At 72.2% G+C, this 22,871-nt stretch carries 24 protein-coding genes; 16 read left to right on the forward strand and 8 right to left on the reverse strand.

Annotation, left to right across the window (positions count from 1 at the left end; all coding sequences use genetic code 11):
- The first annotated feature begins 130 nt into the window (after positions 1 to 130).
- Positions 131 to 328, forward strand: coding sequence for a hypothetical protein (locus tag AQJ11_RS31625; protein WP_014671381.1), 198 nt, complete (start codon positions 131 to 133; stop codon positions 326 to 328).
- A gap of 14 nt (positions 329 to 342) precedes the next feature.
- Here AQJ11_RS31625 and AQJ11_RS31630 read toward each other — a convergent pair whose 3' ends face one another.
- Complete coding sequence (locus AQJ11_RS31630; protein WP_014671380.1) at positions 343 to 840, reverse strand: ion channel; 498 nt, start codon at positions 838 to 840, stop codon at positions 343 to 345.
- A 548-nt stretch (positions 841 to 1,388) separates the two neighbouring features.
- Between AQJ11_RS31630 and AQJ11_RS31635 the strand changes: the two genes are divergently transcribed.
- The 12 genes from AQJ11_RS31635 (at position 1,389) to AQJ11_RS31690 (ending at position 12,739) form a co-directional block, all read left to right on the forward strand.
- Positions 1,389 to 2,735, forward strand: a complete 1,347-nt coding sequence (locus tag AQJ11_RS31635; protein WP_059265442.1) for a hypothetical protein — start codon at positions 1,389 to 1,391, stop codon at positions 2,733 to 2,735.
- Between the two features lie 101 nt (positions 2,736 to 2,836).
- Positions 2,837 to 3,304: an SHOCT domain-containing protein gene (locus AQJ11_RS31640; RefSeq protein ID WP_014671378.1), complete on the forward strand. Its 468-nt coding sequence runs from the start codon at positions 2,837 to 2,839 to the stop codon at positions 3,302 to 3,304.
- 33 nt (positions 3,305 to 3,337) lie between these two features.
- On the forward strand, positions 3,338 to 3,763 hold the full coding sequence (locus tag AQJ11_RS31645) for a DUF7144 family membrane protein (RefSeq protein ID WP_014671377.1): 426 nt from the start codon (positions 3,338 to 3,340) through the stop codon (positions 3,761 to 3,763).
- 66 nt (positions 3,764 to 3,829) lie between these two features.
- Positions 3,830 to 4,783, forward strand: a complete 954-nt coding sequence (locus AQJ11_RS31650; RefSeq protein WP_058079751.1) for a magnesium transporter CorA family protein — start codon at positions 3,830 to 3,832, stop codon at positions 4,781 to 4,783.
- Positions 4,784 to 4,895: 112 nt separating this feature from the next.
- Positions 4,896 to 5,684 (forward strand): HipA family kinase, encoded by a 789-nt coding sequence (locus AQJ11_RS31655; protein ID WP_059265443.1) that lies wholly within the window; start codon positions 4,896 to 4,898, stop codon positions 5,682 to 5,684.
- A complete protein-coding gene (locus AQJ11_RS31660; protein WP_014671374.1) occupies positions 5,681 to 6,130 on the forward strand; it encodes a DUF3037 domain-containing protein in 450 nt (149 codons plus the stop codon). Before AQJ11_RS31655 ends, AQJ11_RS31660 begins: the two co-directional genes overlap by 4 nt.
- A 148-nt stretch (positions 6,131 to 6,278) precedes the next feature.
- Positions 6,279 to 7,040 (forward strand): 3-oxoacyl-ACP reductase FabG, encoded by a 762-nt coding sequence (gene fabG, locus AQJ11_RS31665; protein ID WP_014671373.1) that lies wholly within the window; start codon positions 6,279 to 6,281, stop codon positions 7,038 to 7,040.
- Positions 7,041 to 7,061: 21 nt separating this feature from the next.
- Entirely contained in the window at positions 7,062 to 7,823 is a 762-nt protein-coding gene (locus AQJ11_RS31670) for an SDR family oxidoreductase (protein ID WP_014671372.1), read from the forward strand.
- Positions 7,824 to 8,016: 193 nt separating this feature from the next.
- Positions 8,017 to 9,594, forward strand: a complete 1,578-nt coding sequence (locus tag AQJ11_RS31675) for an ABC transporter substrate-binding protein (protein ID WP_059265444.1) — start codon at positions 8,017 to 8,019, stop codon at positions 9,592 to 9,594.
- A 119-nt stretch (positions 9,595 to 9,713) separates the two neighbouring features.
- A complete protein-coding gene (gene ung / locus AQJ11_RS31680) occupies positions 9,714 to 10,397 on the forward strand; it encodes a uracil-DNA glycosylase (RefSeq protein WP_059265445.1) in 684 nt (227 codons plus the stop codon).
- Positions 10,398 to 10,582: 185 nt separating this feature from the next.
- Complete coding sequence (locus tag AQJ11_RS31685; RefSeq protein ID WP_059265446.1) at positions 10,583 to 11,095, forward strand: hypothetical protein; 513 nt, start codon at positions 10,583 to 10,585, stop codon at positions 11,093 to 11,095.
- Between the two features lie 732 nt (positions 11,096 to 11,827).
- Entirely contained in the window at positions 11,828 to 12,739 is a 912-nt protein-coding gene (locus tag AQJ11_RS31690; RefSeq protein ID WP_059265447.1) for a Gfo/Idh/MocA family protein, read from the forward strand.
- Here AQJ11_RS31690 and lnt read toward each other — a convergent pair.
- Complete coding sequence (gene lnt / locus AQJ11_RS31695) at positions 12,657 to 14,231, reverse strand: apolipoprotein N-acyltransferase (protein WP_014671368.1); 1,575 nt, start codon at positions 14,229 to 14,231, stop codon at positions 12,657 to 12,659. The two genes, AQJ11_RS31690 and lnt, sit on opposite strands and share 83 nt — an antisense overlap.
- 163 nt (positions 14,232 to 14,394) lie before the next feature.
- Positions 14,395 to 14,859, reverse strand: coding sequence for a nuclear transport factor 2 family protein (locus AQJ11_RS31700; protein WP_208616660.1), 465 nt, complete (start codon positions 14,857 to 14,859; stop codon positions 14,395 to 14,397).
- A gap of 96 nt (positions 14,860 to 14,955) precedes the next feature.
- Between AQJ11_RS31700 and AQJ11_RS31705 the strand changes: the two genes are divergently transcribed.
- Complete coding sequence (locus AQJ11_RS31705) at positions 14,956 to 15,576, forward strand: DUF4291 domain-containing protein (protein WP_059265448.1); 621 nt, start codon at positions 14,956 to 14,958, stop codon at positions 15,574 to 15,576.
- 54 nt (positions 15,577 to 15,630) lie between these two features.
- On the opposite strand, the gene AQJ11_RS46655 is transcribed toward AQJ11_RS31705, so the two are convergent.
- The 3 genes from AQJ11_RS46655 to AQJ11_RS31715 form a co-directional block, all read right to left on the reverse strand.
- Positions 15,631 to 15,810 (reverse strand): hypothetical protein, encoded by a 180-nt coding sequence (locus AQJ11_RS46655; RefSeq protein WP_078611701.1) that lies wholly within the window; start codon positions 15,808 to 15,810, stop codon positions 15,631 to 15,633.
- Positions 15,811 to 16,005: 195 nt separating this feature from the next.
- Positions 16,006 to 16,881 carry an undecaprenyl-diphosphate phosphatase gene (locus AQJ11_RS31710; protein ID WP_014671364.1) on the reverse strand — a complete coding sequence of 292 codons (876 nt, stop codon included), beginning with the start codon at positions 16,879 to 16,881 and terminating at the stop codon, positions 16,006 to 16,008.
- Between the two features lie 96 nt (positions 16,882 to 16,977).
- A complete protein-coding gene (locus tag AQJ11_RS31715) occupies positions 16,978 to 17,448 on the reverse strand; it encodes a winged helix-turn-helix transcriptional regulator (RefSeq protein ID WP_058079743.1) in 471 nt (156 codons plus the stop codon).
- A gap of 106 nt (positions 17,449 to 17,554) precedes the next feature.
- Between AQJ11_RS31715 and AQJ11_RS31720 the strand changes: the two genes are divergently transcribed.
- Positions 17,555 to 18,724 carry a thiolase family protein gene (locus AQJ11_RS31720; protein WP_059265449.1) on the forward strand — a complete coding sequence of 390 codons (1,170 nt, stop codon included), beginning with the start codon at positions 17,555 to 17,557 and terminating at the stop codon, positions 18,722 to 18,724.
- 516 nt (positions 18,725 to 19,240) lie between these two features.
- Here AQJ11_RS31720 and AQJ11_RS31725 read toward each other — a convergent pair.
- Both AQJ11_RS31725 and AQJ11_RS31730 read right to left on the reverse strand, forming a co-directional pair.
- Positions 19,241 to 20,008 (reverse strand): TVP38/TMEM64 family protein, encoded by a 768-nt coding sequence (locus tag AQJ11_RS31725; RefSeq protein ID WP_041665008.1) that lies wholly within the window; start codon positions 20,006 to 20,008, stop codon positions 19,241 to 19,243.
- A gap of 147 nt (positions 20,009 to 20,155) precedes the next feature.
- Positions 20,156 to 21,307 carry a glutathione-independent formaldehyde dehydrogenase gene (locus AQJ11_RS31730; RefSeq protein ID WP_058083752.1) on the reverse strand — a complete coding sequence of 384 codons (1,152 nt, stop codon included), beginning with the start codon at positions 21,305 to 21,307 and terminating at the stop codon, positions 20,156 to 20,158.
- Positions 21,308 to 21,678: 371 nt separating this feature from the next.
- On the opposite strand from AQJ11_RS31730, the gene tuf reads away from it, so the two are divergent.
- Positions 21,679 to 22,848, forward strand: coding sequence for an elongation factor Tu (gene tuf, locus AQJ11_RS31735; RefSeq protein ID WP_059265450.1), 1,170 nt, complete (start codon positions 21,679 to 21,681; stop codon positions 22,846 to 22,848).
- Positions 22,849 to 22,871 lie beyond the last annotated feature (23 nt).

Genomic DNA, 22,871 nt, shown 5'->3' on the forward strand with positions numbered 1-22,871 from the left:
CGCGCGGTCGTACCGCCCGCGCGACCGGCGGTATCACCTCCCACGGGCGAAGCGGTGCGAGGGACGGAGCCGGAGGATCGCACGGACAGGGACCGGCGGTCCCCTCGGGGAGACGTGGGGAGAGCAGCTCATGCGCTACGAGATTCGCGTCGACGGACGGATGACCGAGACGCTGGTCAAGGCGTTCCCCGAGCTGGACCACGTCCTGATGGCCGGCCAGACCATCCTCTTCGGGGCGGTCGTCGACGAGGCACACCTGTACGGGCTGCTGGCCCGCTGCCAGTCCCTGGGGCTGAGGGTGCTGGAGATGCGCCAGATGCCGTCCTGACCCGGCCGTCGGCCTCACTCCGGCGTGCCCCGCCCCTGGCGCCGAAGACCGGCGCGGACGGCGGCCCCGAGCACCCGGACGGCAAGACCCACGATCAGCAGGGTGCACGTCATCTGGCACATCACCAGCACCCTTCCCGTCTCGGAGAGCGCGACGATGTCACCGAAGCCGACGGTGGTGAACGTGGTGAGCGTGAAGTACAACGCGTCGGTCCTGCTCAGGTGCTCGTTGAAGGATCCGGGCACCGTGCGTTCGAGCAGGTAGTAGCCGCTCGCGAAGAGGACCAGATACAGCGCCACGGTGGCCGCCACGGCCTCGACGGCCTTCAGCCGCGGCCAGGGTGAGCGCCTGATGAGCCACATCTCCCAGCCGAAGAACAGGGCGGTCGCCAGCAGGCCACCGACGAGGGTCAGTGCGGCGAGGCCCTCCTGGTACCGGTCCAGCGGCAACAGGTAGTACGCGGTGACGAGACCGGCCGCGACACCGGCCGAGCGGGTGATCGAGACGGCCATCGCCCAGGCACCCGGCCGGAGGGGACGCGCCGTCCCCTCCGGTGGGTCCGGCTGCTCGCCCGCAGCCACTGGATCGGTCATCTCGTGCCTCTTCGTCCGCTCCGCCACGGGCCGGTCGCCGGCCCTCCGCACCACCTCATCGTCCCGGTCCTGTGCACGGATCACCCGCCGCGGGTGACCCCCCGGCGACCGGTCGGCGGCACTCTGGCCCGGTGAGGTGCCCGCACACGGCCCCGTCGGCCCTGCGGAAGAGATCCGCCGATCGCGTGAGGAGGAGCCATGACCTGCTCCCGCGGTCACGAGCCGCATGTCCGACCGCGGCGGCTCGCCGGCGGGGCCCCTCCCTCAGCACCGCCGGCCCACGTGGCCGGGCCCGCGAAGGCCACGCGTCCCTTCGCCCGGCGAGTACGGCCCGGACCGGGCTTCCCTGGCCGGCGCGAGCCGGGCACGGACGCCGCGCACCCGGCCGTCCGCGAGCTCACGGAGGAGGAACCCTCCGCGGGCCGGGTCCCCGACGCCACCGACGACACCCCGTCCGAAGGAGGACCATGGATTCCGGCACCGCCTCCGGACCCGTCGGCCCGGATTCGCCCGAACCGGCCGGTCATGCCCTGACCCCCGACGAACACGCGGAGTACCTGCGGCTCCAGCGCGCCGCGCGGGTACGCCACCGGCGTCTGCGTCGCCTGGGCGCATCGGTCCTCCTGGTGCTGACGCTCGTGCTCGCGCCGCTGGCCGTGGTCGCGGTCTGGGTCCACGACACGGTCGCCGACACCGACCGGTACGTGCAGACCGTGGCGCCGCTCGCCTCGGAGCCGGCCGTCCAGAACGCCGTCGTGAACCGGTTGACCGACCGCGTGGTGAGCCAGGTCGACGTCCAGGCCGTGACGTCCTCGCTCGCCAAGGTCCTGGCGGACAGCGGAGCGCCGCCCCGTGTGGTCGACGCGGCCGGGGAGCTGACCGGCCCCCTGCGCTCCGCCCTGCGGTCGGTCGTGCACCGGGTCGTCCACCGCGTCGTGACCAGCGATGTCTTCGAGCAGGCATGGGTGGCGGGCAACCGGCGGGCGCAGTCCTCGGTGGTCGGCATGCTCACCGGAGAAGGGCAGGGAGCGCTCCGGGCGCAGGGCGACACGGTCCAGCTGGACATCGGTGTGGTGATCGACCAGGTGCAGAAGCGCCTGGTGGACGCCGGGTTCAAGCACGCCTCCGCGATCCCGCGGATCGACCGTTCGATCACCCTGTTCCACACCGAGAAGCTGCACCAGGCGCAGAACGCGATGCGGCTGCTCGACATCCTCGGCGTCTGGGTCCCCGTCCTGGCCCTCGTCGCGGCCGTCGCGGCCGTGTGGACCGCTCCGGGACACCGGGTGATGCTGATGGTCACCGCCCTCGGCGTCGGCGCCATGATGGTCGTCCTGCTCGTGGCACTGGTCGTCGTACGGCGTGTCTATCTCGACTCGGTCCCGCCGGCCACGTTGCCCCCCGACGCGGCGGCGGCGATCTTCGACACCTTTGTCCGCTTCCTGCGCGACAGTGTCCGCACGCTGATCGTCGTCTCGTTGATCACGGCACTGGCGGCCTGGCTGTACGGGCCGAGTCGCGCGGCCCGGGGCGTGCGGTCCGCGGCGCAGAAGGGCACCACGGCGGCGGGGCGGCAGCTGAGCCGCGCCGGGGTGCGCACCGGCCCCTTCGGACAGTGGCTGGCCGTTCACCGGTCCTGGACCACCGGTGTGATCATCGGGGCCGGCGCCCTGTCCCTCGTGCTGTGGAACCACCCCACGGTGGGCGCGGTGGTGCTCGTCCTGGTCCTGGTCGTGGTCGTGCTCGCCGTCACGGCGGTCCTGTCCGCGGCGACGGGGCCGGTGCCCGACCGGGTGGACCGACCGGTCCCATGACGGACGTTCACCCGTACCGGGTGAGGTGGCCGCGGTCCGCTCCGCGCACGCTGAGCGTACGGAACGGCTACCGGGCGCGGACCCGGGACGGAGGCTGAGACATGAGCACGCACATCCGCCTCGCCTATGACTATCCGGCGCTGAGCGTCTTCTGGTCCATGCTGGTGTTCTTCGTGTGGATCATGTGGTTCATCCTGCTCTTCCGGGTCGTCACCGACATCTTCCGTGACGACGACCTGGGTGGCTGGGGCAAGGCGGGGTGGCTGGTGTTCGTCGTCGTCCTGCCCTTCCTGGGCGTCTTCGTCTACCTGATCGCCCGCGGCAGGAACATGGGCCGCCGGGAGGTGCAGCAGGCCCGCGCGCAGCAGCAGGCGGTCGACGACTACATCCGCCGCACCGCCCGGGCGGACGCCCCCCTGAGCAGTGCCGACGAGATCGCGAAACTGTCCGCGATGCGCACGCACGGAGACATCACCGACGACGAGTTCCGGCGCGCGAAGGAACTGGTCCTCGCCGGCAGCGGGCCGTCCGGGCGTCCGGACGCAGCCCCCTCCGCCTCAACGCGCTGAACACGGCGCACAGCACAGAAACGAGGTCGCACCATGCCCGCCGCACACACCGCTTCCACACAGACCGCCAAACAGCAATGGGCCACCGGCCTCACGGCCTTCGCCGCCGTCATGCTCGTACTCGCCGGGATGCTGGACATCTTCCGCGGCATCATGGGCATCGCGCACGACGACGTGTTCCTCGCGACACGCAGCTATGTCTTCCGGTTCGACCTCACGGGCTGGGGCTGGATCCATCTGATCCTCGGCGCCGTCGCGCTGCTGGTGGGCCTCGGTCTCTTCGGGGGTGCCCTGTGGGCGCGCGCCGGCGGGGTGGTCATCGCCTCGCTGGTCATCATCGCCAACTTCCTGTCCCTGCCGTACTACCCGGTCTGGTCGATCGTTCTGATGGCCTTCTCCGGATTCGTCATCTGGGCCCTGTGCGTGGGGCGGCAAGGCGCCTCCGGCGTGTTCGACTGAGGGCCGCGCACGCCGGGCGTGGGCGAGGACCGCGGTGAGGGCGCGATGATCATAAGGAGGGTGTCGATGCCGGAGGGGGCCACCACGCGCCTCTCCTTGGCGGAGGCGCGTCAGCGGCTCGCCCTCGACCCCTTCCTGCTGCTGGACGTCGAGCTGCCCGCGGAGGAGGGCCCGGCGAGCGAGCCACTGGCCCACCGGCTCGGACTGGATGCCGAGGAACTGGCCTGGTTCGGCAGGAAGGGGGAGTCCGCGCGGGCCGAATTCCTGGGTGACATCGCCACGTTCGTCGTGCCGGTGGTCCATGGCGGCCGGGTCGCCCATCTGCACATGCTGGCCGGTGAACGTCACCTGGTCGTCTCCCACCGGGGCCGGGCCGCCCTGGCGGCGGACTGGACCACGTACCTGCGGCGGGAGAAGCCGCACGATGCCGTGGCCACGCTGTTCCTGGTGCTCCAGGAGGCGCTGACGACGTTCCGCCGGGCCGCGGTGGACGCCCGGCTCCAGGTGGAGGAGCTGGAGGACGCCATGTTCGCGCAGCGGCGCCCCGAGCAGCTCTACCGTCTGTCCCACCTGCGCCGCCGGGCCGCCCTCCTGCACCACTCGCTGCTGCCGTACTTGCAGGTGGTCGAGGACATGATCACCCGCAGGATGATGAGCCGCGACTTCCCGGTGGAGCGGCAGCGGCTCGCCCAGGAGTTCCAGCGCGCGGCCCGGCTCGTCCTCGCGGACATCGAGTCCTTGCAGGAGGCCACCCGCCGGGCTTTCGCCAGCTACGGGTCCCTGGTCGCGGGCGAGCAGAACGGCGTGATCAACCGGTTGGCCATCGTGTCGGTGATCTTCCTGCCGCTGTCGTTCCTGACGGGCTTCTTCGGCATGAACTTCGCCTTCATGACCGACGAGTTGGAGAGCAGGGTGGTCTTCTGGCTGCTGGCCATAGGGCTCCAGGCGGGCGTCCTGCTCGTCTCCCTCTACGTCCTGCACCGCACCCGCGCCTGGCGGAGACTGCGGGACCAGGCCTGACGCTCTTCACCGACGATCACCCTCGGTTACTATGCTCACTTCATGCCGGAGGCCGGAAGCGAAGGGCGAACGGCCCTTGAAGCAAGGCTGAAGAGACGGGCTGCCTGGGAACATGCTGAAAGAGGTCACCGCGACCCGCTATGTCACGCCCCTGCGTGAGGGAGGCTCGCTGCCGGGGCTCGTCGAGGCCGACGACTTCGGGACGTACGTCATGAAGTTCACCGGCGCCGGACAGGGCCGCAAGACGCTGGTCGCCGAGGTGGTGTGCGGCGAACTCGCCCGGCGCCTCGGATTCCGCATGCCCCGCCTGGTCACCGTCCGCCTGGACCCGGTCCTCGGGCTCGGCGAGCCGGAGCAGCAGGTGCAGGACCTGCTCCGGGGCAGCGGCGGCACCAATCTCGGCATGGACTTCCTGTCCGGCGCCCTCGGCTACGACCCGCTCGCCTTCCCGGTGAGCCCCGAGGAGGCCGGCCGGATCGTGTGGTTCGACGCACTGATCAACAACGTCGACCGCTCCTGGCGCAACCCCAACCTGCTCGTGCACCACGGCGAGCTGTGGCTCATCGACCACGGCGCCACCATGATCTGGCACCACAACTGGCCCGGCGCCGAGGCCTCGGCGGCCCGTCCCTACGACGCCTCGGACCACGCCCTCGCCGGTTTCGCCCCGGACGTCACGGCCGCCGCGGCCGAGCTGGCCCCCCGGGTCACCGAGGACCTGCTCGCCGAGGTCACCGCCGAGATCCCGGACGTCTGGCTCGCCGACGAGCCCGGCTTCGACGCACCGGACGACCTGCGCCGGGCCTACGCCCGGCCGTTGCTCGCGCGGGCGGCCGGCATCGCCGAGCGGATCACCGGCATCGGCACCGTCAGCGGCTCCGCAACGGGGGAGGGCAAGTGAGCGAGCGCCACATCCACATGGCCGGCCATGTGACCGAGCGGCACATCACCCGGGCGGGCCAGGGCGGCGACCGGGACGTGTTCGAGTACGCGCTGCTGCGGGTCGTGCCCCGGGTGGAGCGCGGGGAGTGCATCAACGCGGGCGTGGTCGTGTACTGCCGCGCCCGGGACTACGTCGGCGCCCGCACCCATCTGGACGAGGCCCGGCTGCGCGCGCTGGACCCGGCCGCCGACGTCGCCGGGGTGCGGGCCGCGCTGCGTGCGATCGAGCGGCACTGCGCGGGCGGTGACCAGGCCGGGCAGGCGGCGGGCGACGACGCGGGGCGCCGCTACCGCTGGGTGATCGCGCCCCGTTCCACCGTGGTCCAGCCCGGCCCCGTGCACACCGGCCTGACGGCCGACCCGGCGGCCGAGACGGAGCGGTTGCTGGACCTCTTGGTGAGGTAATGGATCACACCGGGCGGATGTGCCGTTGACACCGGGTGCCGGGGCTTCTAGCGTCACGGGTGCTGAAGGTACTAAGCGGTCGCTCACCGCACCAAGGGGTCCTCTCCGAGGGCCCGACAGGTTCTCTCAAGGGCGAGGAGACACAGCAATGTCCACCACTGAACAGCGGGTCGCGGTCGTCACCGGCGCGGCGCGCGGCATCGGCGCCGCCACCGCCGTACGACTGGCGGCCGAGGGCCGCGCGGTCGCCGTGATCGACCTGGACGAGGCCGCCTGCAAGGACACCGTCGAGAAGATCACCGCGGCCGGCGGCAAGGCCATCGCGGTCGGCGCGGACGTCTCCGACGAGGCGCAGGTCGAGGCGGCCGTCGCCCGGATCGTGGAGGAGCTGGGCGCCCCGACCATCCTGGTCAACAACGCGGGCGTGCTGCGCGACAACCTGCTGTTCAAGATGAGCGCCTCCGACTGGGACACGGTCATGAACGTGCACCTGCGCGGCTCGTTCCTGATGACCAAGGCCGTCCAGAAGCACATGGTCGACGCCGGCTGGGGCCGCGTCGTCAACCTCTCCTCCTCCTCGGCGCTCGGCAACCGCGGCCAGGTCAACTACTCGGCCGCCAAGGCGGGTCTCCAGGGCTTCACCAAGACCCTCGCCATCGAGCTGGGCAAGTTCGGCATCACCGCCAACGCCGTCGCCCCCGGCTTCATCGCCACCGAGATGACCAAGGCCACCGCCGACCGGGTCGGCATGGGCTTCGAGGACTTCAAGAAGGCCGCCGCCACCCAGATCCCGGTGCAGCGCGTCGGCGAGCCCGAGGACATCGCCAACGCCATCGCGTTCTTCACCGGCGAGGCCGCCGGCTTCGTCTCCGGCCAGGTGCTGTACGTCGCCGGCGGACCGCTCAACTAAGGACCCAGGGGTAACACGGACATGACTGAACTCCCGGAGCCGTCCGGCAGGGTCGCGATCGTCACCGGCGCCAGCCGCGGTATCGGCTACGGCGTCGCCGAGGCGCTGATCGCGCGTGGCGACCGCGTGTGCATCACCGGCCGGGGCGAGGACGCCCTGAAGGAAGCCGTCGAGAAGCTCGGCGCCGAGCGGGTCATCGGCGTCGCCGGCAAGGCCCACGACCTCGACCACCAGAGCGAGGTCGTCGAACGCGCCATGGAGGCCTTCGGCCGGGTCGACTTCCTCGTCAACAACGCGGGCACCAACCCGGTGTTCGGCCCGATCGCGGACCTCGACCTGAACGTCGCCCGCAAGGTCTTCGAGACCAACGTGATCTCCGCGCTCGGCTTCGCCCAGAAGACCTGGCACGCCTGGCAGAAGGACAACGGCGGCGCGATCGTCAACATCGCCTCCATCGCGGGCCTCGCACCCTCGCCCTTCATCGGCGCCTACGGCGTCAGCAAGGCCGCGATGATCAACCTGACCCAGCAGCTCGCGCACGAGTTCGCGCCCAAGGTGCGGGTCAACGCGATCGCCCCGGCCGTCGTCAAGACCAAGTTCGCCCAGGCCCTGTACGAGAACCGCGAGGAGGAGGCCGCGGCGGCCTACCCGCTCGGCCGGCTCGGGGTGCCCTCCGACATCGGCGGAGCCGCCGCGTTCCTCACCTCCGAGCAGTCCGACTGGATCACCGGTCAGACCCTCGTCGTGGACGGCGGCATCTTCCTCAACGCCGGCGTGAGCTGAGCCGCGCATCTCTTCCGGGCGCCGATTTTCGGACGGATCGGCGCCCGGAAGGCCGTCCGGAGTCCGCACAGCGGAATGACAACGTCGTCACCGCTCAGACGATCAACACGGTCCGAAATCGGGCAGGTTGAGGCTCCGGGACGCTGCGGTATGGTCTGCCGACCCTTGGTACGGCGGATCGAGGAGCGTGCGCGTGTTCAACCGGAACCGATTCCTGCGGAGAGTCGCGGCGATCGCGTCCCTGTCGCTGGTGGCCGGATGCAGTCTGCTGTCCGACGGCGATCCCGACAGCCAGGGACCGATCGTCGTGGGGACCACCAGCGCCCCCAGCACCCTGGACCCGGCCGGCGCCTGGGACGGTTCCTGGGAGCTGTACCGGAACATCTTCCAGACGCTCCTCGCCTACCCGAACGGCGCCACCACCCCCCAGCCCGACGCCGCCGAGAGCTGCTCCTTCACCGACTCCACGAGCCGCACCTACCGCTGCGAGCTGCGCCCCGGCCTGAAGTTCGCCGACGGCGACCCGCTGACCGCCGAGGCCGTCCGGTACTCCATCGACCGCATCCGCGCCATCGACGCCCCCGGCGGCCCCGCCGGGCTGCTCGGCAGCCTGGACGACGTCCGGACCAGCGGCGACCGCGAGATCGTCTTCCACCTCAACCAGCCCGACGCCACCTTCCCGTTCGTGCTGGCCACCCCCGCCATGTCGATCGTCGACCCGGACGACTACCCCGCCGACTCCCTGCGCGAGGACACCACGGTCCACGGCTCGGGGCCGTACAAGCTCCAGTCCTACGAGGAGGGCGGCAAGGCCGTCCTGGTGCGCAACGACACCTACCAGGGCTTCGCCAAGCGGCAGAACGACGCGGTGACCATCCGGTACTTCAAGGACTCCGCCGGCATGGTCAAGGCGCTGCGGGACAAGCAGATCGACGTCACCTACCGCGGCCTGGCCGCCGACGACATCCTCGCCCTCCAGGAGCACGCCGGCGCGGACCTGCAACTGGTCGACGGGGCCGGCACCGACATCAGCTACCTGGTGTTCAACCCCGAGGACCCCTGGGCCAAGCAGCCCGCCGTGCGCAAGGCCATCGCCCAGATCGTGGACCGGAGCGCCATCGCGCACAAGGTCTACAAGGACACGGTCGACCCGCTGTACTCGATGGTCCCCAAGGGCCTGACCGGCCACGCCACCCCGTTCTTCGACGACTACGGCGAACCGAGCGTCCCCAAGGCCCGCGAGATCCTCTCCGACGCCGGCATCACCCGGCCCGTCCCGCTCACCCTCTGGTACACCACCGACCGCTACGGCTCCGAGACGGCCCTGATGTTCCGGGAGCTGAAGCGGCAGCTGGACGACTCCGGGCTGTTCAGCATCACCCTCAAGAGCCGCCCCTGGAAGAGCTACGTGGTCGGCTACCAGAAGGGCGAGTACCCGGTGTTCGGACGCGGCTGGTTCCCGGACTTCCCGGACGCCGACAACTTCATCGCCCCGTTCGTCGGCGAGCACAACGCGCTCGGCACGCCCTACCCGGCCAAGGAGATCACCGGCCGGCTGCTGCCCCACGCGCGCGCGGAGAGCGACCGCGCCCAGACCGTCAAGGACGTGGAGGCGGCCCAGCGGATCATGGTGGACGACGCCCGGCTGATCCCGCTGTGGCAGGGCCGGCAGTTCCTCGCGGCCAGCGTCGACATCTCCGGCGGCGAGCAGGCCCTGGACCCCTCGACGATCATGATGATGTGGACGCTGCACCGCAAGACCAGCTGGTGAGCCCGGCTGCCGGGCTCGGCGTACGGTCCTCGCGGCACCGGTTGTCAGTGGGCGCCTGTAGGTTCGAAGACCTGAAGTGACCGCACGCCGTAGTTGATCGACATCGTGAGGACGTTGACGTGACCGACATCGCCATGCTGCCCGAGTCCTGGCGCGGGGTTCTGGGCGACGAGCTGCAGCAGCCCTACTTCAAGGAGCTGACCGAGTTCGTCGAGGAGGAGCGGGCGAGGGGTCCCGTCTACCCGCCGCGCGAGGAGGTCTTCGCCGCGCTGGACGCCACGCCGTACGAGCGGGTGAAGGTCCTGGTCCTGGGCCAGGACCCGTACCACGGCGAGGGCCAGGGCCACGGCCTGTGCTTCTCGGTCCGCCCCGGCGTGAAGACCCCGCCCTCCCTGCGGAACATCTACAAGGAGATGCAGGAGGAGCTGGGCCTGCCCGTCCCGGACAACGGCTATCTGATGCCGTGGGCCCGGCAGGGCGTGCTGCTGCTCAACGCGGTCCTCACGGTCCGGGCCGGCGAGGCCAACTCGCACAAGGGCAAGGGCTGGGAGAAGTTCACGGACGCGGTGATCCGCGCGGTGGCCTCCCGGCCCGACCCGGCCGTCTTCGTCCTGTGGGGCAACTACGCGCAGAAGAAGCTCCCGCTGATCGACGAGACCCGGCACGTGGTGGTCAAGGGCGCGCACCCCTCGCCGCTGTCCGCGAAGAAGTTCTTCGGCTCCCGCCCGTTCACGCAGATCAACGAGGCGATCGCCGCGCAGGGGCACGAGCCGATCGACTGGCGCATCCCGAACCTGGGCTGACGGCGGCCGGGGGCCCGGGGCGCGGGGCCGCGTCGAGGTGCGGCTCCGCCGCGCGGGAGCGACCCGCCACCACGGGCCCGCGGTCGGCCACCGGCCGTCGGCACGACGGCGCCGCCTGTCCGGGAATCCGGTGCGCGCCGGTTAGCGTCAGCAGCGGACCATTGCCGACGGCCCGGAGGGACCCCGTGGCGGAGCGACAGGAACAGGCGGCGCCGGACGCCGTGCTGACGCGGATCGGGCAGATCGTGATGCTGCACCACGGAGGCGACCGCGAAGAGGCCCGCAGCCGTTTCCTGGACCTGTGGGCGGAGGTCGGCGAGGAGGGCGACCCGCTGCACCGCTGCACCCTGGCCCACTACCTGGCCGACACCCAGGACGACCCGGCGGACGAACTCGCCTGGGACCTGCGGGCGCTGTCGGCGGCGGAGGAGGCCGCCGACGGCCGCGTGGGCGCCGGCCCGTCGAGCGTGCGGGGCTTCTTCCCCTCCCTGCACCTCAACCTGGCCGCCGACTACGCCAAGCTGGGCCGCGCCGAGGCCGCGCGCAGCCATCTGCGCCGGGCCCGCAGCGCCGCCCGGTGCCTCGCCGACGACGGCTACGGCGCGGGTGTCCGGTCCGAGATCAGCCGTCTGGCCCTGCGGCTGGGGGAGGACGGAACGCCGGGCGAAGAGGGCTGGAGACCGCCGCGCCAGGGCTAGGGCCGGGCCGGGAGTTCACCCGCCTTCGGGGCGGCGGTCAGTGGCCGTATGCCTGTGCGCAGATCCGGGCTTGGGGACTGTCCTTCCGCCAGCCGCCGTACGTCCTGCCCAGGGCGCAGACATCCGGAGGACCGGTCACCGCCGGGGGTGGGAGCGGCACGGGGGTGTGCGGCCGGCGAGAGGGCGCCGGGAGCGGGGGCCCGGGTGGGGCCGGCGGGCGGTGGGTGACCTCGGGTGCGGCCGGGGTCCGGTGCCGAGCGGGCGGTCCGGAGGGCTCCGGGCGCCCGGACGGGCCGGTCCTCTCCAGCGCCTCGCGGGCCGGTGCCTGCACCACCCGGGGTTCCGCGCTGCCGTCCGGCCGGGTCGCCGTCGGCCGCGAGGGCGACCCCGTCGGCGCCGCGTCCCGCACCGTCACACAGCCGGAGAGGGCCGAGACGGCCACGGTGACCAGAAGCGCTGCGGTGGTCGTCGTCGTTCGATGCACCCGCGCAACTCTGCTGGGCCGGCAGCCGGTTCGGCACCGGGGAAGCCGGATCCGAGGCCCGTACGGGTGACCGCATGCCCCCCGCCGGGGGACGCGCCGTACCGGAGCTGACGTTCAGCCACCGCCGTCGCCGTACCGAACCCGGTCGCTCCTCCCTCGGGGCATCGACGGCATCGCCGGGAGCGCCGCCCGGTGGCCCCCGTATGCTTCCGGCAGGAAACACGCGGGCAAGCCGTAGGGGAGAGCACGTGAAGGTCGGCTGCATCGGACTCGGGGACATCGCGCAGAAGGCGTATCTGCCGGTGCTCGGCACGCAGCCGGGGGTCGACCTGCACCTGCACACCCGCACGCCCGCCACCCTGGACCGGGTCGGCGACAGCCTGCACCTGCCCCGCGAGCAGCGGCACACCACCCTCGACTCCCTGCTCGCCGCCGGCCTCGACGCGGCCTTCGTGCACGCGCCCACCACCGTCCACCCCGAGATCGTCACCCGGCTGCTGGAGGCCGGCGTGCCGACGTACGTGGACAAGCCCCTCGCCTACGAACTCGCCGACTCCGAGCGGCTGGTCGCCCTCGCCGAGCGGCGGGGCGTCTCGCTGTTCGTCGGCTTCAACCGCCGGTACGCCCCCGGGTACGCCCAGTGCCTGGACCACCCGCGCGAGCTGATCCTCATGCAGAAGAACCGGGTCGGGCTGCCCGAGGAACCGCGCTCGATGATCCTGGACGACTTCATCCATGTCGTCGACACCCTGCGGTTCCTGGTGCCGGGCCCGGTCGACGAGGTCACCGTGCGCTCCCGTGCCGAGGGCGGGCTGCTGCACCACGTCGTGCTCCAGCTCGGCGGCGACGGCTTCACCGCGCTCGGCGTGATGAACCGGCTCAGCGGCTCCACCGAGGAGATCCTGGAGGTGTCCGGACAGGACACCAAGCGCCAGGTGGTCAACCTCGCCGAGGTGATCGACCACAAGGGGCAGCCGACCGTGCGCCGGCGCGGCGACTGGGTGCCGGTGGCCCGCCAGCGCGGCATCGAGCAGGCGGCCCTCGCGTTCCTCGACGCCGTGCGGGCCGGGAAGCTGCTCAGCGCCCGGGACGCGCTGGCGACTCACGAACTGTGCGAGCGGGTGGTCCGAGCGGTGCAGGACCGCTGCGGCGCAGCCTGAGCGCCCGCGCCCCCTCGGTCACGCACAGCGTGGCCAGCACCAGCAGCGCCCCGTCCACCGGCCAGTCGCCGTAGCGGACGTACGGCGTGACGCCGTGCGCGAGCGGTACGTCGTACACGCGCGCTGCGCTCGCGTCGGCGGTGAGCCACGGGCCGAGGCGCTGCCCGGCCGGGCCGTACACCGCCGAGACGCCCGTGAGGGTGGCGTGCACCATCGGGCGGCCGGTCTCCGCGGCGCGCAGCGCGGCCAGCGAGGCGTGCTGCTCGGGCGCCCAGCTGTGCTGGAAGGACGAGGTGGACGACTGGCCGAGCAGGACGTCCGCGCCGTCCTCGGCGAGGTGCCGGCTCATGTCGGGGAACGCGGTCTCGAAGCAGATCAGCGGGCCGATCCGCAGCCCGTGCCCGACGTTCATCACGGTCTGTTCGGTGCCGCGGTGCCGGTCCTCGCCGGCCGCCCGGCCCACCGAGGTGGCCCAGCCGAGCAGCGAACGGGCCGGTATGTACTCGCCGAACGGGACCAGCCGCATCTTGTCGTACCGGTCGCCGGTCGGGCCGTCCGGGCCGACCAGCACCGAACTCTTGTAGATGCCGGGCCGGTCGGAGCGCCGGGCGTCCACGTTCACCAGCACATCGGCGCCGGTCTCGCGGGACAGAGCGGCGAGCCGCCGGGACAGGTCGGGGCGGTCGTCCAGGTCGAAGCCGACGCTGGACTCGCCCCACACCACCAGGTCGGCGCCCTGCCCGGCGAGCCGCCGGGTCAGCCGCTCCTCCTGGTCGAAGCGTTTGTCGCCGCTGTCCTGCCCGGCCACGATCCCCGGCTGCACGACGGCGATCCGCACCCGCCCGTCGACGTCCGGGCGCGGCGCCCAGGCCCACGCGGCCGAGGCCACGGCGGCCGTGGCGGCCAGCGAGGCCACGGCCGGCACCCGCGACGCGCGGACGGCGAGCAGCACCGCCACGGCCACGTTGACGGCCACCACCAGGAAGCTGAGCAGCCAGACCCCGCCGACCGAGGCCAGCCGCAGCGCCGGGCCCACCTGCCACTGGCTGGCGCCGAGCATGCCCCACGGCCCGCCGAGCCCCTGCCAGGACCGGACCAGTTCCACCGCCAGCCAGGCGGACGGGAGCACCACCAGCGCGGCGGCGCATCGGCCCGCCGACGGCACCCCGCCCAGGAACCGGCGCACCAGCCGGCCCCACGGCGCCCACAGCAGCCCCAGCAGGGCGGCGATCAGGAAGATGAACACGTGCAGGCTCGGCAGCAGCCAGTGGTGGACGGCTGTGAGGAAGCCGATGCCGCCCCACCAGCCGTCGTACGCGGCCCGCCGTCCGGTCGGCGCGGAGCGGGCGAGCAGGATCCACGGCACCAGCGCGATGTACGCGAACCACCACAGCGAGGGAGCCGGGAACGAGAGCACCGGCAGGGCACCGGCGAGGGCGGCGGCGGCCGAGCGGCGCCAGGGGGAGGTCAGCCAGCGGTTGATCGTCCTCATAGGGAGCCTCCCTACCCAGCGATAGGTCCAGTGTGCGCGGTGAGTGGGAGGCCGTGTGTCTTCCGGCCAGGGTGGGGCGGTCGTACGGCGTCCGTGGGCAGGCGGGGGCGCGCCGCCGGGCCGCGTGGCGGTGCGGCCCCGCGCCGCTCGGGGGCTCCCGGCGTTATGGGGCGCCCGGCCCCCGGCGCCACTTCTCGTGTACGACGACCTCGCTCAGGCGCCAGCCCTCGGCGGTGCGCAGGAGCCCGAAGTCGTAACGGCCGCCGCACACCAGGTCCGGGGCGGCCAAGCCGTCGGGGCCGGTGAAGCGCATGGGGTTGAGGTAGTCGGCGCGGACGCGGGCGGTGTCGCCGGTGTCCTGGTCCAGGACGCCGAAGCGGACCTGCCGGTTGACGATCAGGTGCTGGCGCACGGCGAACTGGGTCAGGCTTCCGGCCAGCCAGACGGCGACCTTCCCGGCGTCGCCCTCGATTCCGCCCGCCGAGCGGTAGTCGGCGCGTCCGTCCGTCGTGAACAGCCCTCGGTACCCCGTCCAGTCGCCGTCGTCCATCGCCACCGCGTACGCGGTGACCAGGTCGTCCACGGCCAGGCGGTCCCTCACGGTCGCGAACTCCGCACGCTGCGTCATCGGCACAGTGTTGGGCACGGCGGGCGCGGAGCCAAGAGGGCGTGCGGGGTGAATATTCGGTGGTGCCGGGCGGGCCGCTCGGCCGAACCTGTCCCGGTGAACGAACAGAACGAACAACTCGCCGGCACCGAGCCCAGGTTCCGCGTCCGCGCCCGGTACACGGAGAGCACGGTCACCGTCTACCAGGCCTACCGCCCGGAGATCGGCCGTGCCGCCGTCCGCACCGGACGCTTTCCGTCCGCCTGGAAGCGGGACCGGATGACGTGGATCAAGCCGTCGTTCCTGTGGATGATGTACCGCTGCGGCTGGGGCACCAAGGAGAACCAGGAGACCGTCCTGGCCGTCGAGATCGGCCGGGACGGCTTCGAGTGGGCCCTGCGCCACGCCTGCCTGTCCCACTACGTTCCCGCGCTCCACGCGGACCAGGCCGCCTGGAAGGCGGAGTTGGCGCGCTGCCCGGCCCGGGTGCAGTGGGACCCGGAGCGCGATCTGCGCTTCGCCCCGCTGCCGTACCGGTCGTTGCAGCTCGGCCTCGCCGGGGAGGCGGCGGCCCGGTACGCGGACGAGTGGATCGTCGGCATCGAGGACGTCACACCGCTGGCCGCGGAGATCCACGGGCTGGTGCGGGCGGGGGAGCCGGAGCGGGCGAAGGGGCTGCTGCCGAAGGAGCGGCCGTATCCGGTGGCCGACGAGGTGCTGGCGCACCTGCGGGCGTAGGCCGGTGGCGGGGTGCCCGCGGGGTGGGGCGCCGGACGGGGGAGCGGGGCCGGGTCAGGCCGCCTCGATGACCTGACCGCGGATCGCCTCGGCCCACTCGATCACCAACAGCTCGTACTCCGCGCGCTCCTGGGCCGACAGGGTGCCGCCCGCACGCAGCCACAGCGCCCGGATCTGCTCGTTCACCTCGGCAGCGGAGCGCACGGAACCAGGGGTCAGGGATTCGGGGGACATGCCGACCAGCCTAGGGGCAAGGTCTGACCGTGCGCTACCGCGCGGCTACGCAGAAGGTATGGGGTTGGTCACCAGCGCCGCCCGGTCATCCGTCCGTGGCCGCGAACAGCCCGGCGCCCGCGGGGAGTTGCCCAGGTCCTGGGCGGGCCGCCGCGGGCGCGAAGATGTCCGGAACAGAGGTGGTGGCGCGGGCCGTCAGCCCGCCGACTCCGCCGCGTGGGGGCTCAGCACGCCGGCGCCGACCAGGGCGATGATCGCCACGCCGAGGGCGATGCGGTACCAGACGAACGGCATGAAGCTCTTGTTGGAGATCCACTTCATGAACCACGCGATGACCGCGTATCCCGAGGCGAACGCGATCACCGTCGCGAACAGGGTGGGCGGCCAGTCCACATGGCCCTCGCCCAGCGAGTCCTTCACCTCGAAGGCGCCGGAGGCGAGGACGGCCGGGATGGCGAGGAGGAAGGAGTACCGGGCCGCGGCCTCGCGCCGGTAGCCCATGAACAGGCCGCCGCTGATGGTCGCGCCGGAGCGGGAGACGCCGGGGATGAGGGCGCAGGCCTGGCAGAGGCCGAAGATCAGGCCGTCCTTGACGCCGAGGTTCTCCAGGGTCTTGCGCTGCTTGGGCGCCCGGTGCCGGCCGCCGGTCTCGTCGCGGGCCGCCATCCGGTCGGCGATGCCGATGACCACGCCGATGACGATGAGCATGGTGGCGGTGATCCGCAGATCGCGGAACGGCCCCTCGATCTGGTCCTTCAGCGTCACGCCCAGCACCCCGATCGGGATGGAGCCGACGATCACCAGCCAGCCCATCTGCGCGTCGTGGTTGTGCCGCATCGCCTTGTCGAACAGCGAGCGGAACCAGGACGAGATGATCCGGCCGATGTCCTTGCGGAAGTAGATGAGGACCGCGGTCTCCGTGCCGATCTGCGTGATGGCCGTGAAGGCCGCCCCCGGGTCCTTCCAGCCCGAGAACGCCGCGGTCAGCCGCAGGTGCGCGCTGGAGGAGACGGGCAGGAACTCGGTCAGCCCCTGGACGAGTCCGAGGACGAGGGATTCAAACCAAGACATGGAGGTATGGCGTCCAAGCGCTGAGGGGAGAAGAGGTGATCATGTGACGGAGGAAGCGTAGCGGGCCCCGCCGACAGCGCGGCGGCGAGGTCCCTCCTATGCGGCCGACGGCCCGGTGACGCTCCAGCCCGGGGTCTGCGGACGGGCCGTCAGGTCCTCGTGGCGCACGGGATCGCCGCAGGCCCGGCACGTGACCACCGGCACCAGTTCCTCGCCGCAGCGGTGCTCGACGACCATGGGCAGGTCGACGCCCTGGCGCAGATGCCGGTCGCCCCACTCCTTGAGGGTCATCAGGACGGGCTCCAGCTCCAGCCCGGCCTGCGTGGGCAGGTACTCGAAGCGCTGGGGGCGCTCGCTGTAGAGGCGCTTGGTGAGGACGCCGGCCTCGACGAGGCGGCGCAGCCGGGTGGACAGGATGTCGCGCGGGGCGCCGGTGTTGCGCACGAGCTGGTCGAAGCGGCCGTTGCCCAGGCACACCTCCCGCAGGACGAGCAGGGAGTACTTCTCGCCGACGATCGCGAGGGCGTCGGCGATGGAGCAGGGGCGCGAATCCTTCGTGGCGGCCATGGGCCCCAGTCTAGAGGAGGGTTTGAATTTCCAACCCAAGGGGTTATGGTGAGTTCGCATTTCCTACTCACCGGTAGCTCGTCCGATCAAGCTGGAGGCCGGCGCCATGCGAGACGCGGTCATCGTCGAAGCCGTACGCACCCCCGTCGGCAAGGGCAAGCCGAACGGCTCCCTCGCCCACGTCCACCCCGTGCAACTCCTCGCCCACACCCTGCGCACCCTGGTCGAGCGCTCCGGCGTCGACCCGGCGTTGATCGACGACGTGATCGGCGGCACCGTCGACCAGGTCGGTGAGCAGGCCATGAACACCACCCGGTACGCCGTGCTCGCCGCCGGCCTCCCCGAGTCCGTCCCCGCGACCACCGTGGACCGCCAGTGCGGCTCCTCCCAGCAGGCCGTCCACTTCGCCGCGCAGGGCGTGATCTCGGGCGCGTACGACCTCGTGGTCGCCTGCGGTGTGGAGTCGATGAGCCGGGTGCCGATGTGGTCCAACGTCCCCGTCGGCAAGGACCCGTTCGGGCCCGGCGTCGCCGAGCGCTACCCGGACGGCCTGGTGCCGCAGGGGATCAGCGCCGAACTCATCGCCGCCAAGTGGTCCCTCACGCGCGCGCGGATGGACGAGTTCGCCGTCTCCTCGCACCACAAGGCCGCCGCCGCGTGGCGGGCCGGGCTCTTCGACGCCGAGGTCGCCCCGCTCGACGGCGTCGCCCGCGACGAGTGCGTCCGCCCGGACAGCACGCCGGAGATCCTCGCCGGGCTCAAGCCCGCCTACTACGACCCCGGCTTCGCCGAGCGCTTCCCGCAGATCGAGTGGAACGTCACCGCGGGCAACGCGAGCCCCATCAACGACGGCGCCTCCGCCGTCCTGATCACCTCCAGCGACACCGCGGCCCGGCTCGGCCTGCGCCCGCTGGCCCGCCTCCACAGCTTCGCCGTGACCGGCTCCGACCCGCTGCTCATGCTGACCGGGGTCATCCCGGCCACCGAGAAGGTGCTGCGCCGGGCCGGGCTGACGCTGGACGACATCGACCTGTTCGAGGTCAACGAGGCCTTCTCCAGCGTGGTGCTCGCCTGGCAGCAGGAGACCGGCGCCGACCTCGCCAAGGTCAACGTGCACGGCGGCGCCATCGCCCTCGGTCACCCCCTCGGCGCCAGCGGCACCCGCCTGACCACGACCCTGGTCCACGCGATGCGCGAACGCGGCGCCCGCTACGCCCTCCAGACCATGTGCGAGGCGGGCGGACTCGCCAACGCGATGATCCTGGAAGGCGTCTGAACCGGGACTCCGGCCGGGGGACCCGACGGGCGCAGGGCGGCGCCGAGCGGTGTCCCGGCGCCGCCGGGCGGCGTGCTGGCCACCGGGCCATGACCCGCCCGGCGGCGGCCACCGTCACGGCGCGGTGCGGCGAACGGAGTCACGGGGTCGAACACGGCGGGCCGCCTGCCCCGCCGGTCGGTCCGGGGCGCGCCGAGGGGCGGACCGCGACCAGGGAGCGGTCACCGGGGAGCGGGCCGCGTGGGACGCCGGCCGTGCCGCCTCGGTGGCGTCCTGGCTCGCGCCGTTCAGAGGCGACGAAGGTCCTCGCGGCGCCACAGGGCCGCCGGCGGTCACCCGGGGCCGCCACCAGCTCGTCCGGCGCCCCGTGCAGTGCCTCGGCCCTCGCCCGGCGCGGGCGGCCCGCTCACGCCGGGACCGGGGCAGTGCGGTGAACACGCCGCCGAGCGGCCTGCCGGGCACGGCGATGACGCCGGACCACATGAGGGGCCCTCCTCGGTGGACGGGTGGCCGTGCTCACCGTCCCCGCAGCTGGTGGCGTTTGCGCCAGGCCAGCGCCGTGCCCGCCAGCGCCGGTACGGCGATGCAGGCCATCGCGATCAGGAAGGCGGGGGAGGTCGGCGCCGAGGCGCGGGCGCCGGCCACGGCGTAGGCGGCGGTGTTCGGGACCGAGCCGAGACCGGTGGCCAGCAGGAAGGGCAGCCAGCCCATGCGGGAGACGGCCGCGCAGTAGTTCGCCGCCCAGAACGGCACCCCCGGGAAGAGCCGCAGGGCCAGCATGGACCGCAGTCCGTGCCGGCTGAGCTGCCCGTCGGCCGCGCGCAGCCAGCGCCCCCGCAGCAGCGGGCGCAGCGCGTCCTGCCCGAGCAGCCGGCCCAGCCCGAAGGCCACCCCGGCCCCGAGCACCGTGCCCGTCAGCGCCGTCGCCAGCCCCACCTGCGAGCCGAACAGCGCGCCCGCGGCCAGGTTCAGCAAGGGGCGCGGCACGAACGCCACGGTGCACAGCCCGTACGCCGCCGCGAACACGACGGCCGCCGCGGCCCCGCCGAGCTGCGGCGGCCAGCCGTGCGTCAGCAGCCGCTGCGGCTCGAAGAGCAGCACGCACGCGGCGGCACCCACGAGCAGGGCGACCAGCAGCGACAGCCGTGCGTACGGGGACAGCAGCACGCGGGTGCAGCGGGCGGCCAACCCCGTGGGGGGAAGGGGGAGAACGGGGGCGACGAGCTCCTGGGCGGCGGCCCGGGGAGAGGCCGTGGCGGTGCCAGAGCGGTTGGCATCGAGCATCCGTCGACAGTAACCGACGAACGTGTGTGATCGCCGTCAGCTGTGTCCCACGACCGTCACAGCACGGCACCTGCGTCCCCACGAGAAGGGTCCAGGCGTCCGTGACGCCTGGACCCGTGCCTCACGCGGCGAGCCGGACCGCGTGCCTCACGCGGCCAGGGCGTGACCAGGGTGCAGGACCACCTTGGTGTAGCCCTCGATCCGCTTGTCGAACTTCTCGTACGCCTGCGGTGCCTGGTCCAGCGGCAGCTCGTGGGAGACCACGAAGCTGGGCTTGGCCCGCCCGGCGATGATCATGTCGCGCAACTGGCGGTTGTACCGCTTGACGTTGCACTGACCGGTGCCCATCTGCTGGCCCTTCTCGAACATCCGGCCGATGGAGACCAGCAGCTGGCCGTGCTTGGCGTGCTCGTCGGGGCCGCCGGGGTCCGAGGGCACGTACAGACCCGGTACGCCGAGCATGCCCGTCGGCCGTACCGTCTCGACCAACTCGTTGAGGACGATGGCGGGTTCCTCGTGGCTGGCGTCGTGGCTCTGGGCCTGGTAGCCGACGGCGTCGACGCCCTTGTCGGTGCCCTCACCTCCGGTCTGTTCCTTGATCTGCTCCGCCGGGTCGCCCTTGGTGAAGTCGATGGGGATGGCTCCCATCTCCTCCGCCTTGGCCAGCCGCTCGGGCACCCGGTCGACGGAGAAGACCTTCGCCGCGCCGCGCAGCAGTGCCGAGTAGGCGGCCATCAGGCCCACCGGTCCGGCGCCGTAGACGGCCACGGACTCGCCGGGGGACACCTGGGCGAGTTCGCAACCGTGGTAGCCGGTCGGGAAGATGTCGGCGAGCAGCACGAAGTCCGTCTCGAACTCCTCGCCCGGCGGCAGCTTCAGGCAGTTGAAGTCGGCGTACGGCACCCGCAGCCGCTCGGCCTGGCCGCCGATGAACGGCCCCATCGCCACATAGCCGTAGGCCCCGCCGGCGAATCCGGGGTTGACCGTCAGGCAGAAACCGGTCTTTCCGACGAGACAGTTCTTGCAGAATCCGCAGGCGACGTTGAACGGCATCACGACGCGGTCGCCCTGGGACAGGGAGGTCACGCCGTCGCCGACCTCCTCGATGATGCCCAGGTTCTCGTGTCCGAAGACGATACCCGCCTGGGCCGCCGTGCGTCCCTCGTACATGTGCAGGTCAGAGCCGCATATGGCGGTCGAGGTGACCCGTACGAGGACATCGTTGGGGTGCTGGATCTGAGGGTCCTGGACCTCCTTCACCGTCACGCTGAAAGGCTCTTCGTAGACGACGGCTTTCACGTCTGTCACCTCCGCGTCGAGCGCCACCCCCTCTTCCAGGGAACGCCCGTCCGGAAGGGGTTGCAAGCCACGTCGAGAATGACCGGTGTATCGGGCATCGAAATCGCGGACCGCGAACGAATGGGAAAACCATTCGACGCCGGACGTGGCCGTCGGCGATGATCGACGGCATGTTCCGGTACGCCTTCCTCGTCGCTGCGTCCGCCGTCGCGGATGCTCCGAAGGCTGCCGTCCCGCACCTCGTGGCCGCCGTCGACGGCGCCCGAAGCTGACCCTCTCCGGATCGTCCGGCGGACCCCGCAGGGGGAGGGTCGGCCGGTTCCCGGGGTCCCGCGTCTTCTGTCACGGCTGAGAGGCTTCGAGGTACAGCCATGTCCAAAACGGCCTACGTGCGCACCAAGCCGCACCTGAACATCGGCACCATGGGTCACGTCGACCACGGCAAGACGACCCTGACCGCCGCCATCACCAAGGTCCTCGCCGAGCGCGGCACCGGCACCTTCGTACCGTTCGACCGCATCGACCGCGCCCCGGAGGAGGCCGCCCGCGGCATCACCATCAACATCGCCCACGTCGAGTACGAGACCGACACCCGGCACTACGCCCACGTCGACATGCCGGGCCACGCCGACTACGTCAAGAACATGGTCACCGGCGCCGCCCAGCTCGACGGCGCCGTCCTGGTCGTCTCCGCGCTCGACGGGATCATGCCGCAGACCGCCGAACACGTCCTGCTCGCCCGGCAGGTCGGCGTCGACCACATCGTGGTCGCGCTGAACAAGGCCGACGCGGGGGACGAGGAGCTGACCGACCTGGTCGAACTGGAGGTCCGCGACCTGCTCACCGCCCAGGGGTACCCGGGCGACGCCGTCCCCGTCGTCCGCGTCTCCGGGCTGAGGGCACTGGAGGGCGACCCGCGCTGGACGGCGTCCATCGAGGCGCTGCTCGACGCGGTGGACACCTACGTGCCGGTGCCGGAGCGGTATCTGGACGCGCCGTTCCTGCTGCCGGTCGAGAACGTGTTGACCATCACCGGGCGGGGCACGGTCGTGACCGGCGCCGTGGAGCGCGGGACCCTTCGGCTGGGCGACCGGGTGACGGTGCTGGGCGCGGACACCGAGACCGTGGTCACCGGGATCGAGACCTTCGGCAAGCCGATGGAGGAGGCGCAGGCCGGCGACAACGTGGCGCTGCTGCTGCGCGGGGTGCCCCGGGACGTCGTCCGGCGCGGACACGTGGTCGCGGCGCCGGGCAGTGTGGTGCCGGGCCGGCGGTTCACGGCGCGGGTGTACGTGCTGTCCGCGCGCGAGGGGGGCCGTACGACGCCGGTCGTCAGCGGCTACCGGCCGCAGTTCTACATCAGGACGGCGGACGTCGTGGGCTGCGTCGACCTCGGCGAGGTGGCCGTGGCCCGGCCCGGGGACACGGTCGTGATGAGCGTCGAGCTGGGACGGGAGGTGCCGTTGGAGCCGGGGCTCGGCTTCGCGATCCGTGAGGGCGGGCGGACCGTGGGAGCGGGGACCGTCGTCGCCGTGGGGTGAAGGGACGGGGACGCGGACACCGA

This window comes from Streptomyces corchorusii, from assembly GCF_001514055.1.
Lineage (GTDB): Bacteria > Actinomycetota > Actinomycetes > Streptomycetales > Streptomycetaceae > Streptomyces > Streptomyces olivaceoviridis.